14 protein-coding genes are annotated in these 16,786 nt (G+C 58.2%); 5 read left to right on the top strand and 9 right to left on the bottom strand.

What is annotated here, in order from left to right; translation table 11 throughout:
- Positions 1 to 187 precede the first annotated feature (187 nt).
- The 5 genes from secD to L1A08_RS06410 form a co-directional block, all read right to left on the bottom strand.
- Positions 188 to 3,130, bottom strand: a complete 2,943-nt coding sequence (gene secD / locus L1A08_RS06430; RefSeq protein ID WP_238755493.1) for a protein translocase subunit SecD — start codon at positions 3,128 to 3,130, stop codon at positions 188 to 190.
- A gap of 134 nt (positions 3,131 to 3,264) precedes the next feature.
- Positions 3,265 to 3,642: a preprotein translocase subunit YajC gene (gene yajC, locus L1A08_RS06425; RefSeq protein ID WP_238755492.1), complete on the bottom strand. Its 378-nt coding sequence runs from the start codon at positions 3,640 to 3,642 to the stop codon at positions 3,265 to 3,267.
- A gap of 125 nt (positions 3,643 to 3,767) precedes the next feature.
- Entirely contained in the window at positions 3,768 to 4,886 is a 1,119-nt protein-coding gene (gene tgt, locus L1A08_RS06420) for a tRNA guanosine(34) transglycosylase Tgt (RefSeq protein WP_238755491.1), read from the bottom strand.
- A 3-nt stretch (positions 4,887 to 4,889) separates the two neighbouring features.
- Positions 4,890 to 5,600, bottom strand: a complete 711-nt coding sequence (locus tag L1A08_RS06415; protein WP_238755490.1) for a hypothetical protein — start codon at positions 5,598 to 5,600, stop codon at positions 4,890 to 4,892.
- A complete protein-coding gene (locus tag L1A08_RS06410) occupies positions 5,600 to 6,280 on the bottom strand; it encodes a 7-carboxy-7-deazaguanine synthase QueE (RefSeq protein WP_238755489.1) in 681 nt (226 codons plus the stop codon). Before L1A08_RS06410 ends, L1A08_RS06415 begins: the two co-directional genes overlap by 1 nt.
- An 863-nt stretch (positions 6,281 to 7,143) precedes the next feature.
- Between L1A08_RS06410 and L1A08_RS06405 the strand changes: the two genes are divergently transcribed.
- Both L1A08_RS06405 and L1A08_RS06400 read left to right on the top strand, forming a co-directional pair.
- Entirely contained in the window at positions 7,144 to 8,043 is a 900-nt protein-coding gene (locus L1A08_RS06405) for a DUF1559 family PulG-like putative transporter (RefSeq protein ID WP_238755488.1), read from the top strand.
- 2 nt (positions 8,044 to 8,045) lie between these two features.
- Positions 8,046 to 8,609 carry a hypothetical protein gene (locus L1A08_RS06400; protein ID WP_238755487.1) on the top strand — a complete coding sequence of 188 codons (564 nt, stop codon included), beginning with the start codon at positions 8,046 to 8,048 and terminating at the stop codon, positions 8,607 to 8,609.
- A gap of 376 nt (positions 8,610 to 8,985) precedes the next feature.
- Here the strand turns inward: L1A08_RS06400 and L1A08_RS06395 are convergent, their stop codons facing one another.
- On the bottom strand, positions 8,986 to 10,497 hold the full coding sequence (locus L1A08_RS06395; RefSeq protein WP_238755486.1) for a Gfo/Idh/MocA family protein: 1,512 nt from the start codon (positions 10,495 to 10,497) through the stop codon (positions 8,986 to 8,988).
- A 216-nt stretch (positions 10,498 to 10,713) separates the two neighbouring features.
- Between L1A08_RS06395 and tadA the strand changes: the two genes are divergently transcribed.
- Together tadA and L1A08_RS06385 are read left to right on the top strand one after the other, a co-directional pair.
- A complete protein-coding gene (tadA, locus tag L1A08_RS06390) occupies positions 10,714 to 11,202 on the top strand; it encodes a tRNA adenosine(34) deaminase TadA (RefSeq protein WP_238755484.1) in 489 nt (162 codons plus the stop codon).
- Between the two features lie 867 nt (positions 11,203 to 12,069).
- Entirely contained in the window at positions 12,070 to 12,468 is a 399-nt protein-coding gene (locus L1A08_RS06385; protein ID WP_238755482.1) for a hypothetical protein, read from the top strand.
- Positions 12,469 to 12,520: 52 nt separating this feature from the next.
- Here the strand turns inward: L1A08_RS06385 and L1A08_RS06380 are convergent, their stop codons facing one another.
- The gene (locus L1A08_RS06380; RefSeq protein ID WP_238755480.1) at positions 12,521 to 12,787 is read right to left on the bottom strand and encodes a hypothetical protein; all 267 of its coding nucleotides are present in this window, start codon (positions 12,785 to 12,787) and stop codon (positions 12,521 to 12,523) included.
- A 338-nt stretch (positions 12,788 to 13,125) separates the two neighbouring features.
- Here L1A08_RS06380 and L1A08_RS06375 point away from each other — a divergent pair, with 338 nt between their 5' ends.
- Positions 13,126 to 14,001 (top strand): hypothetical protein, encoded by an 876-nt coding sequence (locus L1A08_RS06375; RefSeq protein ID WP_238755478.1) that lies wholly within the window; start codon positions 13,126 to 13,128, stop codon positions 13,999 to 14,001.
- Between the two features lie 83 nt (positions 14,002 to 14,084).
- Here the strand turns inward: L1A08_RS06375 and L1A08_RS06370 are convergent, their stop codons facing one another.
- Together L1A08_RS06370 and L1A08_RS06365 are read right to left on the bottom strand one after the other, a co-directional pair.
- The gene (locus tag L1A08_RS06370; protein ID WP_238755476.1) at positions 14,085 to 15,032 is read right to left on the bottom strand and encodes a phytoene/squalene synthase family protein; all 948 of its coding nucleotides are present in this window, start codon (positions 15,030 to 15,032) and stop codon (positions 14,085 to 14,087) included.
- A gap of 88 nt (positions 15,033 to 15,120) precedes the next feature.
- Entirely contained in the window at positions 15,121 to 16,761 is a 1,641-nt protein-coding gene (locus L1A08_RS06365; protein ID WP_238755473.1) for a hypothetical protein, read from the bottom strand.
- Positions 16,762 to 16,786: the final 25 nt, after the last annotated feature.

Genomic DNA, 16,786 nt, shown 5'->3' with positions numbered 1-16,786 from the left:
CCTTAGATCATTTCCATGCATCTCCTGCAGTCACATGGGCCGCCAATCCCCTGCCATGCTGAGTTTGCTCGCTTTCTCCGCCGGCGGCTCCCGTCGGTCGATGCCGCAGACCACCCCGCGATTCGGCGCATAAAAAAAGCACTGCCAATCACCCGGCAGTGCTTTTTGATTCTCGTTGTCAGATCACTCAGGCGGTGGTGGCCGGGGTGACTTCTTTCTTCTCGGCTGGACGATCGCGGTTGGCCAGTTTGAGCAGGACCGGGCTGGCCACGTAGATCGAGCTGTAGGTACCGACTGCGATACCGGTCAGCAGGCAGAACGCGAAGCCGTGAAGTCCTTCGCCCCCCATCACGTACAGGATGAAGACCACGATCAAGGTGGTGAACGAGGTCAGCAAGGTACGGGACAGAGTCTGGTTCAGACTGCGGTCGATCATTTCCTTGGTGAAGTTCGGGTTCTTGCCGCGAACTTCCCGAATGCGGTCGAACACGACGATCGTATCGTTCAGCGAGTAACCGATGATCGTCAGGAAGGCGGCGATCATCGGCAGGTTGATCTTGAAGTCGACCAGGCCAAGGATCGGTCCGACGGGAGTCGTACTCAGCATCGCAGCAATTGCGACCAGTCCCAGGACGACCACGATATCGTGGATCAGAGCGACCACGGCGGCCAGGCCGAAGGCGATGCGGGTAAACCGGAACCAGACATACATAATGATCGCGGCCAGCGACAGCAGGATGGCGAGCAGAGCCGAAACTTTGGCTTCGCCAGCGACAGCCGAACTGAAGGTGTTGACTTCATCGAGCACAGGACGGGCTTCCATCCCCTGCTGCATGGTTGTCAGCGACTGTTGAACGGTCTCGGTCGGAATCTCTTCCTGAACCTTCAGAGTCGCGGTCTTGTACCGTTTGACTGTTGCATCGGCGGCATCAACACCAGAGCCGGAAGTCCCGGTGACGGCGACGAGATTCTCGATGGTCGCCTCTTCGGCGTCGTCGATTCCCTTGACCGTCATGTAGGCACTGGTGAACTGGTCGAGGATCATGGTCGTGGTGACTTCATCCGAGAAGGTGAGCGTCACTTCCGATCCGCCATCGAACACATCGTTGGATTCGACAGCTTCTTCGCCCTCTTCGCCTTCCGGCGTTTCGCCACCGATCTGGCTGACTTCACCAAACTCCATGGTGACCTTCTTCAGGTCATGACCGGAGTTCTGGAAGGCTTTGTTCACGAGCGTCCGCACTTCATCGGTGTTTTCGTTCTTGGTTCGCAGACGGAAGTAGATTTCTTCCTGACCATTCTCCTGGAGAACGGGAACCACGAGTCGTTCGAGCGTCAGATCGCTGCCGAATTCTTCCTGCAGCGCGGCTCGGGCCTCATCGATGCCTGGATTGTCACGGAACTGGAAGGTCACCATCGAACCACCGGTAAAGTCGATGTCGAGGTTGTCGTTTCCACGGGAAATCAGCACCGACATCCCGCCGATAATCAGAGCCAGCGAAACAATCGTGGCATAGGTCTGCTTGCTGAGGAAGTTGATATTCGTTTCCCCGACGAAGCTCTTGCCGAGCATCGACTTGGCGGAGAGCAGCTTGAGTCGTTCGAAGACGTCGAACATCAGACGCCCGAAGTACAGGGCACTGAAGAGACTCATCACGATCCCGATGATCAGCAGAGCCGCGAACCCTTTGACCTGTTCAGTTCCGCGAGCGTACAGAATCACGGCGGTGATCAGGGTCGTCAGGTTGGCATCGACAATTGTCGAGAGAGCTTTTGAGAACCCGTTATGAATCGTCATTCGCAGGCTCGAACCCTTGGTGAGTTCTTCCCGCATACGTTCGAAGATGAGCACGTTGGCATCGACGGCCATACCGATGGTCAGCACCAGACCGGCCAGACCAGGCAGCGTGAAGGTCGCATCAAACAGAGCCATGGCTCCGAGGATCAGCGTCACGTTCACGGCCAGAGACAGAACGGCGATAATCCCGGCCATCCAGTAGTAAACCAGCATGAAGATCACGACGGCGATCGCTGCGACCGTGATCGCGGTTTTTCCCTTTTCCTGAACGTCGACACCGAGCAGCGGGCTGATCGTGTACTCGCTGACCGGCTCCTTGACGAGAGGAATCTCGAGAGCACCGGAGTTGAGGACGCTGACCATTTCGTTGACTTCCTCGTTGGAGAAGTCGCCGGTGATGATCCCGTCCTGAGAAATCACATCGTTGATGCTCGGGGCACTGTGGACCCGACCGTCGAGAATCGCCGCCAGACGGTATTTGTTGCCGTCCTTTTTGGGCTGATAGCGGTTCGTCAGGTTCTGGAAGCGGAAACCACCCTGAGCATTGAACGTAAAGCCAATGGCGACGCCGTTCTCGCCCATTGTCGGGCGGGCGTTCACCAGATAGCTACCGTCGACCCGCTGTTCCTTGGGCTCGACAATGACCAGGAACTCACGAACGGTCTGGCCATCGAGCTCGCGTTCGCGGTAGACATCCTGCGGCCCGCCGTCGACGTCCTTCAGCTGGCCTTTTTCTTCGCCATTCTGGATAACGGCGACAGGAACCCATTGTGCACGCAGTTCAGAGCCATCGTAAACGTCTTCTCCGGCCTGTTCGGCGCGGGCGATCAGCGAGGCGTGCTGATTATCATGGCGGGCGGCGAGAATTCCGAACTCGAGGCTACCGAGGTTCGTGATCTGCTTTTTCATCGCCTGAACGTAGTCAGGATCGGCTCCCGGGATGATGATTTCGACCCGGTCTTCGCCCACCTGTCGCACGGTCACTTCTTCAGTACCGGACGCGTTCACGCGGCGGGTGATGGCCCGCACGAGTTCGTCCATCGACTGGTTGTTGACGTCCTTGCCGCTCGCTTCAGCCTGCTCCACGTCGGCCTGGTAGACGAGGTTCGTTCCCCCGGCCAGGTCAATCCCGAGCCGGAAGGCATTCGAGAGCGAATGACCATTCATCAGCTGATTGACAAAAGGCGCCATGAAGATGAACAGCATCATCAGGACGGTGCCGAAGCGGCGGGAGTCGTTTTTCATCCGCAGGGCCCGGGCAATAACCTGTCCGAGCACAAACGGCAGAACGAAAACTCCCAACATCCAAAGAATAATAACCCAGGCGGACATTCCGTAGTGTCTTTCGTTTTCAATCGATTGGCAGATCCGGCCAACTTCCGCCGGAGAGACTGTTGATGTTGGACTTCTCGGGAATCACTCCCAAAGGAGCCTGTTGAGGATGTGTGAGCAAGGAGACAGCGGGGTCAGGCCTCGGCCTTCTTGTCGTCACCTTCGCTCTTCACGACTCCTTCGATGCTGCCTCTGCGGACGCGGATGCGGCTGTTGTCGTCCACTCGCAGAGTTACCTGACTTCCATCAGCGGAAAAACCGCTGATCGTGCCGAAGATCCCGCCGACCGTAACCACCTGATCGTTCTTCTTCAGATTGTTCAGGAAGCTCTCCCGCCCTTTGCGTTCGCGGTTCTGCGGCATCATCACCAGGACCATATACAGAGCGAACATGAACAGGATCGGAGGGCCGTAGACGCTCAGATAGTCACTTAAACCCGGCTCCTGAGCGACATCGGGAGCATCCTGTGCCAGAAGCAAAACCTGAAGCACCAGTTGCTCGAACATGTTCATGAAACACTTCTCCGGAACCCTTGATCGGTTCCGCTATGGACCTGAAAAACGCTGTTTGTTTAAGCCAGAACGGCCCGGAGCAGGACGTACCCTGAGCCCCGTGCCGCGGCAAAGAATTGCGTATATTAGGGTTCCATGCCCCAGCGTACAAGTTGAGTCGCCCGAAACTCGGCACTGCGATTTTCGAAAATCGCCTGTCGGAGTTCACGCACGAGATGCTGGTAGAAAGCGATGTTGTGCCACGAAAGCAGGATTGGGCCAAGCATCTCGCCCGCCATGAACAGGTGCCGCAGGTACCCTTTGGAGTACGTCCGCCCCACGTCCGAAGGGCCCTCCGGATCGAGCGGCTCGGGATCCCGCTGGTATTTCGCGTTCCGAATCTTGACCGAACCGAACGACGTAAAGGCCATGGCATTCCGCCCATTCCGCGTCGGCATCACGCAGTCGAACAGGTCAACTCCCCGCAGGATCCCCTCGACCAGATCGACCGGACGCCCCACGCCCATCAGATAGCGGGGCTTCTGCTCGGGCAGGAGCGGCGTCGTATAATCGAGAGTCCGATACATATCCTGAGGATCTTCGCCGACGCTCAAACCACCGATCGCATAGCCAGGGAAGTCGAGTGGAAGCAGCCCCTCGGCCGAGGTTTCCCGCAGGCTGCGATCGATTCCGCCCTGAACGATACCGAACAACGCCTGATCGTCCCGCTTCTGAGCATCGCGACAGCGAGCCGCCCAGACCCGGGTCCGCTCCACGGCCAGCTTCAACCGATCGGTATCGACATCGTGCGGCGGGCATTCGTCCAGACACATGATGCAGTCCGCCCCGAGCTGCTCCTGAATCTCGACCGCCTTCTCAGGCGACAACTCCAGCAGTCGCCCATCAATATGAGAGCGAAACGCGACGTGATCGTCGGTCAGCTTGCTGAGTTTGGCGAGACTGAAGACCTGAAATCCGCCGCTGTCGGTCAGAATCGGGCCTTTCCAGTTCATGAAGTTATGCAGTCCGCCCAGATCGGCGACCACATCGGCTCCCGGACGCAACGCCAGGTGATACGTGTTGGCCAGCACCATCTGAGCCCCGGCCTGAGCCAGTTGTTCGGGCAGCAGTCCCTTCACCGTGCCGAGCGTGCCGACCGGCATGAATGCCGGGGTATCGACGATGCCGTGCGGCGTGTGCCAGCGGCCGGCTCGAGCGCCCGTTCCCGGATCGGTGTGTTGCAGTTCAAAGTGGAATTTGGACACCAGTCAGTCCGCCTTTTCATCTGGAGCCGCATGATCCGCGCCTTTGGGATCCTCCGGCAAATGGAGTTGGTCACGATGCAGATGGAGTTCCGGCAGAGCTTTCAGCAAAGCCCGCAGGCCATCATCGGTGACATTGGTTCCGTCGAGATAGAATGATTCGAGCTCCTGTTTCTCGTGCAGAGCTTTGAGTCCCTCGTCGGTGACCGGGACATCGATCAGATGCAGAAACTTCAGGCTCGGCAAGCTGGCAATCACCGTCAGGCTGGCATCCGTCACGTTCGGACTGCCGAAGCGAAGCAGCTCCAGATTCTCCAGCCCCGCCAGTGACTGCATCCCTTCATCACTGAAAATTCCGTTCGGCAGATTCAACATTCGCAGCGAATCGCAGTCGCCAATGATCGCCATCTGTTCGTCAGTCACCGGAAATTCGAGCCGCAAGCGAGACAGCTCCGGACATTCCGGCAGCCATTTCAGATCCTCAGCGGAGACGCCTTCCGCATTGAAGATCTCAAGCCGCTTGAGTGGACCACTGTGAGGCGCGAGGCCGCGAAGCTGTTCGCCGGTGACGGATTCTTCGATGACAACGTAGTCAGTCAGCCCCTGCTCCAGTGCCTGGATCTGTTGATCCCACTGGCTGATTTCCTCGACGACCGGCTTCTGCCGAACGCAGCCGGTAATAAGCAGCAACAATAGTAGCGTGATTCGAAGTCGCATCAGGTCCCCCGTTTGTTGCCGAACTGCTGAATCTGCAGCCGGGTCGCCAGGTGAAAGCCATGGTCCATCGCGAGCGGCTGCAGCCAGTGCAGTTTCTCGGTGAGCACATCCGGCTCGATCGCCTGCGGCATCAGCCACACCTGCTCGTTGGCGATCTCAGAGATCTCTTCGAGGTACCCGAGCACATCGTCGATATCGCTCGGCTGGTCGATAACGAACTTGAACTGACAGGGATAGGTTTCGAGCAGTTCGCGAATCACATCGGGCCGATGCCGCCGCTGTTCGTGCCGCTCGACCCATTCCGGCGTCTGCCAAGGAGTCGAGTTCTGCCGCTTCGGGCTGATCGACATCAGATCGGCTTCGACATCGGCCAGCACGGTCCCGGCGGTTTCGATGGTGAGAAAGCGCCCGTTGCGTCGCAGAGCTGCGGTCAGCTCGGGCAGCTGGCGAAACATCATCGGCTCGCCACCGGTAATGACCACATGCGGATGCCACCAGGCATTGGCGGCTTCGACAATCTCGGCCACCGACATCTCTTCGCCTTCGGGATTCCAGGAGGCGTAGGGCGTATCGCAGAAGTGGCAACGAAGATTGCAGCCGGACAGGCGGATGAACACGCTCGGCGTGCCCGTATATTGTCCTTCCCCCTGAATCGACGCGAAGATCTCAGAAACCAGCACGAAACGCAGCACTCCCGGCGAAAACCGCCACCCAAAAGAACCAAAGCCGGCAGATTCTACGCGGACAGCTCACACATGTCGAACGCGCCGGAAAGTCGACCCCGTCGTCGTTGTGTGACGATCGGTAATCGCCAGCCGAGGGGTGCCACTGCTGGCTTGCCCAGCAGTGCGTTCTGCGTCGACAGGCAGTTATCGACTGCCATACCCGCGAGGAAGGCTCCCGCAAGGGTGGCACAGACATTCCTGTCTGTGCGCAATCGACGTTTCATTTCATTAGCCGTCGACCAGAACGATCCGTCGCCATCATTGTCTCGCTAATTCAAAGGTGACCTGATTCCGCAGCCAAGTTTTCCGTCCACAGACAGGAATGTCTGTGCCACCGACGGAAGGTGACGGCAAAGCACTGCCGACAGTGCCTCCTGTTGCTTGGAACGCGGGATCTATTGCGCAGAAGGTTTTGAACAGATGACGTAATAGACAACCTAGCCTTGGTACTCAGGCGACTCTTGTCCCTTCGCCCCCTTCAGGGGGAGCGGCTTGATAACTCTGCCAGAAGCAGAAGGCCCGAAGGGCGGATGAGGGGGCGATCAACCAGCGATGATCCATACAATTAAGAAGCTAAGAAGCAACAGCCCGTGGAGCATGTCACCCGCATTTCCCCCTCACCCTCACCCTCTCCCCCCCAAGCTCGTTCATTGAAAATGCTCCGCCCCAAAGATCCCGCGTTCCCTGCAACACAGAGATGAATCTCTGTGCCATCCTTTTTCGACAGAACTAGTGGTTACATATTTACACTACGTGGCCAACATGGCATTATGTCCAACACCCCTTCTTTGCGGCCATGTCTTCAGATGGTGTCATCCATGCCACGTGCCCGTTCGTGCGATCTCCGTTCTGGGCTAAGTCTCGTTGAAGTACTGACGGTGATCGGCATTCTCTCGCTGCTCGTTGCTTTATTTCTGCCAGCGGTGCAGGCTTCACGAGAATCGGCTCGGCAGGTGCAATGCAAGTCGAATCTCAACCAGATCATGCTGGCGCAGCACCAGTACCTGGGCATCTATGGCGTCTTCCCCACCCTCGAAGGGCACTTCCATTATCGAATTGCCGGGATGATCGAATCTCCCAACCCCGATCAGTACACCACATCCTCACTCTACACCTGTCCGACCGACGCGGAGGCGCTGGGTTATGTGCGCACGGGCGCTTCGAGCTCGTATCTGGGGAGCATCGGCCTGAAAAGGGACGGATACCGGGGCATTGGAGACGGCTTCAGCGGTGGCTATCTCCCGGATACATTCCACGGGGAGACCTATCTGAGCGACAGCCATATGAAGGACGGTCTGTCGAACACGGCCGCGGTCGGGGAATGTCTGGCGATTCCCTCGTTTTACACCTACGACGTCGACTGGGACGACTACCCACAGTTCTGGAATCGGCTGCTCCGCCTGACCGACACACGGTATAACGATCTGACCGCCATGGCTGATGACTGCCAGTTCAACGCGGGCCGCCCGCGTGTGAGACAGTACCCCACGACATTCTATAACCACATCCTGCCGCCGAATCAGCACACGTGCACGAACGGCCGCCCGTTTGATCCGTATCTCGATTATCCGGTCACCAGCAGCAGTCTGCACCGCGGTGGTGTGAATCTGGCGATGGCGGATGGATCGGTGCGGTTCGTCTCCGAAACCATCAGCCGCAACGTCTGGTGGGCGATCGGAACACGCAGCGGAGGCGAGACGATCAGTCTCGACGAATGAGGATGAGCAAGTCTTTCAGGAAGTGGACCGCTCTGGTCGTTGCTGCGATCCTCCTGCTGCTGGCATGGGACTGGTACAGACTGCATACGGCGGAAGATAAGTTCGACCACGGTCCTCTGTCACTTCTTGACAAGCGTCCCGCGCATACCAACACGGAACGGATTGAAGACTGGTCTCTGTTGATCAACGGCAAAACACTCGCCGGCCAGCATCATGAAATTCGTATCGACGAAGAACTGCATTTCACCGGACACGTGTCACCGGTTATGAGCAAACTCCCGCCAGGAGGGATTTTGCAGCTGTTGATCGCGATTCGTCCCGCAGAGCGATTCAAGATCGACGAGCCGTGGGACGTCGAAGGAATGGACTTCCAGCTCGAATGGCGTTGCGGCGCGATTACCGAAGACCGGATCATTGATAATAAAACCTTCGCGAGCGGTCATGTCTATTCACCGGGAGACTACAACGCCCGCATTTACTACACGGTGGAAGACCAGGACGCCGGTGAGAATACGATCGATCTCCTCGCGACCTGCACCTTCACGCTACTCGCGCCGGAACGATAGCGGTCGCTTCCAGGAGGCCGCGCCAAATGTAGGGCAGGCTCCCGCAAGGGTGGCACAGACATTCCTGTCTGTGCGTAATCGACATTTCATTTCATTTGCCGTCGATGAACACAATATGAGGGGATCATCGTCTTACGAATTCTCCGCGCCTGATTCCGGAGCCCTGGTTTCCGTCCACAGACAGGAATGTCTGTGCCACCGACTGAAGGTGACGGCAATAGCCGTAGAGCAGGCGTACCACCTGCATGAACCATTCGATGCTGAAGACAGGCCTCTTGTTGCCTGGCAACACAGAGATGAATCTCTGTGCCATCCCCATTGAAAAAGCCTCATGCCACTTTGGTGACATGAGGCTTTGGTTCATTCGCTGAAACGCTTAGACGTTCTCTGCCGTGGGGCAGGTGAATTCTGAGCGGTATTCGCGGCGGAGCTGCTCGTTGGCGGCTTCGTTGTTCTTGAAGACTTCCTGCTTCGGATCGAACTCAAGATACGGTCCGAGAGCCAGCGGGTACTTCTCGAGATCGACGCCGTTGTCTTCGAGGTGCTTCACCGTGCGGTCGAGCGTGGCGACGTTGTCGTCCAGGCTTTCGATGCGGGACAGTTCCGAACGCAGCGAATCGACAGAGACCTTGTTCTCTTCGCCGACGTAGTAGGAAATGTTGCCCAGGTGGCTCATGGCCGCCGACAGGTGTCCGACTTCGACATCGGCATTCAGGTCTTCCATGTTACGGCTGACGCAGGCATCGACGAAGTTGGTGAAGTGGTCGTCGCCCCCCTTGAACTCCTTGATCACTTCAAAGTCCTTGTTGTAGGCGATGCAGTGATTGTAGGAGAGCTGAACGACGTAGCCGTCGCTGCCGTACCAGACCACGCCGATCTTATTGCCGGAGTCGCTCTGGAACAGCTTGTTGAGCTCTTCGTCCTGGCTCTTGTCGACAGACAGGCCGCGAGTTTCGAAGGTGATGAACTTGTCGCCGTAATCGTACAGCGAGACGATCGTGTTCGGCGTATCGCCGGCATCGACGTAGTTCGGATCGTTCCGTTCGGCTTTGTAGCCGAGGCGTCCCCCGTAGCTGACGATCTTGTTCGGGTGACGATCGAGTCCCAGTCCCCAGCGGGCGATGTCGGTCTGGTGAGGACCCTGGTTGCCCAGGTCGCCGTTGCCGTAGTGACGCTGCCAGTGCCAGTCGTAATGGAACTTGGGACGGGTCACTTTGGGATCGGTGTACGTGGCCGGTCCACTCCAGAGACTGAAGTCGCAGCTTTCAGGCACTTTGTAATCGCCCAGAGCACCGATCGACTTCCGCCGTTTGTAGCAGAGACCGCGGGCGAATTTCACATCGCCGACTCCACCCTCGTTGATAAAGTCGACAGCGGCCATCACAGCCTTGCTGGAACGACACTGCGTACCGACCTGGCACATTTTGTTGTACTTGCGGGCAGCCGTGATCAGAGCACGACCTTCCTGAATCGTCTGACAGACTGGTTTTTCAACGTAGGCGTCTTTGCCGGCCTGCATGGCCCAGATGCCGCAGAGAGCATGCCAGTGATTCGGCGTGGCGGTCGAAACGATGTCGACGCTCTTGTCATCGAAGGCTTCCCGCATATCGCGGACGAACTTCGGACGGAAGCCCTGCTTCTTCTCGACCGAATCACATTTTGACTGGCCGTTCTTTTCGTCAGCGTCGACAATGTAGGTGATTTCGGTACGCTGGTCGTTCAGAAACGCCGAGACGTGCGAACTGCCCCGTCCGCCAGCTCCGACAACGGCGACAGCCAGTTTGTCGTTTGGAGACTTGGCACGGGCGATGTGAGGAGCGGCGAAGACGCCAGCTCCGACGGCTGCGAGAGAGGACTGAACAAAGCCGCGTCGCGTCAGTTGAGTCATTATGAGAATCCCAGTCAGGTAGGTGGAAAGAAGCCGATTCGCTGGGGACATCCTCATGGGAGATCGCATCCCGAGGACATGGAACCGACTGCAGGGTCGACACATCGATGAATGTTAATCGAACATGAGCCTGTTTTTCAATTACTGAACGCGATTTCGGACTGAACGGAGAGAGACTGATCCGGTTCTTCGTGAACTGCGGACTGGAGAAATGAGATGATTGATACGCCCCTGAACCCCCTGCTGATCCACGAACACTTCATGCGACAGGCCCTTTCCGAGGCCGAGGCGGCCTTTGAAGAACAGGAAGTTCCCATTGGTGCGGTCATCGTTTACGAAGGCGAAATCATCGGGGCGGCTCACAATCAGCGGGAGACTCTCCGCGATCCGACCGCTCATGCTGAGATGATCGCCATGACCCAGGCCGCAGAGGCCCTTGGCGACTGGCGGCTCGAACACTGCATGCTCTACGTCACGCTCGAACCCTGCCCGATGTGTGCCGGCGGCATCGTTCAGGCGCGAATTCCAACGGTCATCTACGGAGCCACCGACCCGAAGGCAGGTGCCTGCCATTCGCTCTATTCCATCACCGACGATGAGCGACTGAATCACCGAGCCGGCGTGCTCGGCGGCGTCCTGGCCGAAGAATCCAAGCTGCTACTGCAGTCATTCTTCCGCCAGCAGCGAGCACTGGGCAAGAAGTAAGGGCAGAACGGCCGTACGGGATCGCTCAGACGCGTGCGTCTGAGCGGCGGAGCCACAAGAGGTCGGGTGGCCCGGATAGCTCTGCTATCAGGGCGGCGAAGCCGTGGGAGAATGCACCAGCCGCGTGCCTCAACTTGTGGCCTTTCGCTCGTCTTCCGGGTGACCTCACCCGTCCGTTGATTCGACGTCCCATCCCGTACTCCTACGGCTGCGCCGCCCCGAAAGAATCTTTCGGGGCCACCCCTGTTGTGGTCACTTTGGGAAATAACCGCCGCTCAAGACAAGCCTCCTGTTGCTGCGCAATACAGAGATGAATCTCTGTACCATCCTTGCGGAATCGGGCGGGCGACTCGCATCCGGGTGGCCCTGATAGCTGCTATCAGGGCGGCGCAGCCGGGAGAGAATGCCGTTGGGCCAGGGTGTCGATTCCGTGCTGCTTCGTCTTCTGCGTGAGCGATGTCCCTCACCAGGAACTCGGGTCCAATCCCATACTCCGACGGCTGCGCCGCCCCGAAAGAATCTTTCGGGGCCACCCCTCAACCACGCTTTTAAGGCGTTTCAAGAGATTTATCGGGAGGAGTCGATCAGATTCGGGCCTTGAGGGAAACCGGACGCGTTTCAGAGTTCCCGGCGGGAAAAGGCTCTCTCGACGCCGCAAAATGCATAACCGCCACAACCTGAACTCCGTTCGCAAATGATCGCACGAATCGAGCAGAGTGCGGCATTCCTTCTTGAGTCACACGTTCCGTTTTCACATGCTCAGGATGTTGCCAAAACGCAACGCCCACCGCATCCAAGGCCAGACGAGTCTGCACGAGAAACTGCTGCGACGCGTGGCTCGGACATTTTTTCGAAAACGGTTACGATATGGCTTTTCCCCCAAGCTGGATCGAGGATTTTGTACATCAACTCTCCTACAGCATCTTCCCGCACGAAGTGCCAACCCCACTGGGGTGCCATTACCATCAGGAACAGGGCGCCTGGGAAGTTGCTCTGTTTCCTTCGATGCGGCGTGTGAAAGATCATCGCCGGGAGAAGGACTCGCTGTTCCCGGCGGCCTTTTCGTTCGATATCCAGCAGGCGCTTCCGCTGTTCGAAGAACTGCATCATCTCGACTGGGTCGCGATGCCGATGACCGGCGAGAATGAAGTCGGACCGCACCTGCTGTTCGAAGGCATCGTCGATGGCGAACCGGTCCTGATCCGCATCTGCTCCGAAATCCCCCGCCGCTTTCAGTCCGATCCGGATCTGATCATCTCGGCGTAGCTGCTGCAGGCTGGGATACGCTTCGCTATCCCAACTGCCAACTGCATACCACCTACGCCCCCTGCTCCATCCACTGGCGGCCTTCCGGGGTTAACTCCAGGCGTTCGTCGTTGAGCCGGCGGATGTAGCGGCGTTCGAGCAGAAATCTCAGGCCTTCGGTGAAGTCGGAGAGCGCGTCCTGCCCGCGATGCTTCAGGAAATCCTCCCGCAACTCGTGGATGGTCCGCTCGGGAGCGGTGTAGTTCAGAACGTCCTGATAAGACTGCAGGACGACTCGGGCCAGAGCCGCGTTATCATCTGGAAGTTGTTGTTCGGTCATGAGTTAGGCGGGAGTCTCTTCGCTGGAGGTACGACGGGCGATCGGAACGAACTCTCGGCTGACGCAGCCGTTTGACTGAACCCGATTTTGTCAGAGTGACAAAATTTGGAGCCAAAATGCCCGCTGCCGAGAAGATCTTGATCAAATCTTAGATATCTCCAAAAATCGTCTCAAGACTCGCCCCCTGCGAGTTGTCCATTTCCAATCCGGCGAATCTCCCGTCCGCTGAAGGTGCTCCCTGCACTCTGAGGACGTCCCCCCTGAACCGATCCTGGTTCGTGATTCGCTCTCCTTCACCAACTCCCTCCGAAAATATGCCTACCTCAGGAGTGCCCGTTATGCGCTGGCCCGTCATCCTTACGTTATGCCTTGCGGCATCTGCCGTTGGCCTGGAACAGACTCAGGCTGTCGCCCAGATCAATCCTTACGTTGCTCGAGCCTGCGGCGGCTGCAACGGAGCCCGGAACTGTCGCCCTCGACTGTTTCCGCGACTCTTCTGCGGACGCTGTCGCGGTTACGACTGCGGCTGCACTGGCATGGTACCGTCCGCTCCAACGTGTGCGGCTCCGCCTCAGATCAATTGTGCTCCGCCGCCCGTCTGCCCGCCGCCGGTTTGCCCGCAGGTGACGACTCGCCTGCGTCCCCGCCGCGTGGTCAACTGGGACATGTGTCCGCAGACCGTATATCGCCCGCAGACCTATTGCGAGCAGATCCCGGTCACGACGTATCGTCGCGTCGTCATGATGGTGCCTCAGACGGAATGCCGGACGGTTGTCCGTCGGCAGATGGTCCCGACACAAACGATGGTGCCTCGTCGCCGAGTTTCCTGCGTGTGGGAACCGTATCAGTGTCTGAACTACGCTCCGGCTCCGATCTGCAACGATCCCTGCACCGACATGAATCCGTACGGCGGTGCCTATGGCTCGCCCATGGCTCCCAATCCGATGATGTCGCCGTCGATGTCCTCTCCCATGATGGCACCAATGATGGCCCCGGGGCAGCCGTCTCTGTCGGTTCCTTCGACACCGAATATGGACTCGACCTACGATCCGAGTCACATCGTGCCGACACCAGCGGACATCGATCAGCAGTCGAAGTTCTCACCATGGATGCCGATCCCTCAGAAGGACCCGTATTTCCAGGCGAACAGCGACGGTTACCGCACGCTGGACAACGTTCCCCGCACCGCCGGCCGGTTCAACGCCGAGTGGTAACCGCTGAAGCCAGTACTTGAGCTGGCCTCGAAGCACACGATGAATCAAAAGCTCCGGTCTCCCATTGGGACGCCGGAGTTTTTTTATGAATTCAGCTGCTGGCCAAGCGGAGCGCTCGGAGTCGAATCGGCGTCCGTCTGGCGGGGCGGACAATGACGAAATCGCGAGGCGAGCGAACAGTGAGGAGCCATCAGGAGAATCTTCAGTTTCTGCGACTTTGTCAGTCGAACCCGTCGAACCGCCACCACATCCGGATCCCGGATGATCTGCTCCAGCAGGCTGTGATAAGTCGCGAACATGATGCGAAACATGCGACGACCGGGCCCCGAGAGCAGACGTTCCAACTCGCTGGCCTCGGCGTAGAACGCATTGGTTCGCCCAATCTGAAACTGAATCAGATTCCGCCAGGCAGGGTGGAAACGGCCGGACTCGACCATCTGTTCGGGGCAACCGAAGTGGACTCGCTCATCAGCCGGAAGATAACACCGGGCGCGGCTGGAATCCTCAACAAGATCGCGGAGAATGTTCGTCATCTGAAAAGCGCGGCCACACGTCAGAGCCAGCTCGCGAGTCTGCGAGAGATCCGCTCCCCAGAGTGCCTGACAACACAGTCCAGACATGCCGGCGACCTGATCGCAGTATTCACTCAGACTGTTGAAATCCGGGAACTCCCGCCAGTCGAGATCGCGTTCCATGCCGAACAGCACCTGCAAGAGCCAGTCGCGCTCGATGCCGCATCGGGACATCACATCGCCGAGTGCGGGGAACAGCGGATGGTCAGCAGGATCGGGAAGCTGCTCGACCTTGTGCTTCCAGTCGTTCAAAGCGAGCCGCGGATTCCCGGCGGGGGAATCGCAGCCGTCGACCAGATCGTCAGAAATCCGCATGTAGGCATACACCACGCACATGGCGCGGTACATCGGGCGCGGAAGGGTTCGAAAAGCGAGATGGAAATTGCTGCCGGCCCGACGCGTGACGCCAATCGCATAATCATACGAGGCGTCTAAGGATCCGGGGGCAGTCTGTGGCATAACACTGATCGCTCAATGGGTGCGTCGGATCCGCGGAAAGGGGTGCGGAACGCGACCCGCCAAAACGGATGCGTTCCGCGTCTTCCGCTTACTGCTCGCCGCGGCTGCGAGGTCGCCGACGACCTCCACGGGAACCGCGCCGTTCTCCGCCACGGCTGCCTTCGCTGCGACCGCCACGCTCGGACGACTCTCCACTGCGGCGACGGACAATCATGTTGATCGCCTCACCCCAGGTCGGCACGTTCTTGTATTGCGGATCGGGAGGTCCGGTTTCGATCGTGTCCGTATCGTCCATCGACGAATCGGCCTGCTCAGTCTGATCGGCGTCGGAAGCAGCCGTGCTGGCCTCCGCTTTCTCAGACCGAGCAGAGTCAGACCGAGCAGAGTCAGACCGAGCAGAGTCGGACCGAGCAGAGTCGGACGAATCGCGACCCCGCCCTCCTCGACGAGAACGACGGCGAGGTGGACGCTTTTCTTCAGCGTCTGGCCGAACGTCCTGATCCTCTTCTTCTTCGTCCTCTTTTGATTCCCTGGCCTTCTCTTTTCGCTTCGACACAACTTCGTCGTCGTCAGCGTTCCAGAGTTCGTCGATCAGTTCCGGATCGATCTCTTCTTCTTTCGCGGAGGACGACTTGGGCTGTTCCTCACGTTCCGAACTGGCCGACTGATCCTGAGAACGTCCCCCCCGACGACGACGACGGCGACGGCGACGCGTCGGTCGTTCCTGCTCGTCACTTTCAGTCGACTCGGCGGTCACTTCATTGTTGTCATCATCATCGTCGTCGTCATCGGTGTCGTCGATGGCGACTTCTTCCTTGCGACGGCGACGGTTGCCACCCTTCTTCTCACCTTCCCAGTCCCATTCGTCGAGGGCGTCCCAGAAATCGTCGCCTTCGTCGGTCGCGCCGGAAGCTTTGCCGGAGCGACGACCGGACTTCTCTTCGGTCTCCTCTGACTTTGATCTGGTGTCGTCCGACTTCGCTTTGGCCCGACTTTCCCGTCGGATCCGCTTTGGCTCTGGTCTGGGAGCGACCGGTTTGGCCTCGGCTTTCTCTTCGTCTTCCTCGTCTTCCTCGTCTTCGTCCTCGTCATCATCGAAGTCGAAACTCAGATCGCCGAAGTCATCATCGTCGTCGTCGGCTTCCGCCACGACTTCCTCTGTTTCTTCGAAGCTGACGTCGTCATCCACGTCATCTTCTTCTTCGTCGTCATCCTCATCATCGACTTCCGCAGAGGCCTGAACGGTCTGCTTGCGAGCATTCTCGTCGTAGAGATCGATGTCTTCGGACGCCACATCGTCGACTTCGTCCTGAGCAATAATGCCGAAGCCGAACGGATCTTCATCGTCGAAGGTTTCGCGAATCGAACCGACGCGAGCTTCCGGTTCTTCCTTCTCCGCGCGAGACGGCTTGCCGCGACGCGATTCCGAGCCTGATTTCTCGGCCCGCACCGGCTTCTTTTCAGCACGTTTGGGAGCGACCGGCTCGTCGTCGTCTTCGTCAAACGACAGGTCCGGTTCTTCCGCGACAACATCGGAAGCAGGACGAGACCTGTCTCCCTTATCAGACGACCCTACAGGATTCATTTGTTCAACAACCTCCGCCACCGAATCGATATCCAGATCCTGAAGATCGGTCTGATCGTCGAAGTGAATACCGAAAAGACTTCCTGCAAGCGCCTTCCAGGAAGATTTCTGATCCGAGTTTTCTGAGTCTTTTTTCTGGTTCATGGGCAGATCATACGTTTAAGTCGCT

It is taken from the genome of Rubinisphaera margarita, assembly GCF_022267515.1.
Classification (GTDB): domain Bacteria; phylum Planctomycetota; class Planctomycetia; order Planctomycetales; family Planctomycetaceae; genus Rubinisphaera; species Rubinisphaera margarita.
This window is presented reverse-complemented; position numbering and strand designations above follow the sequence as displayed.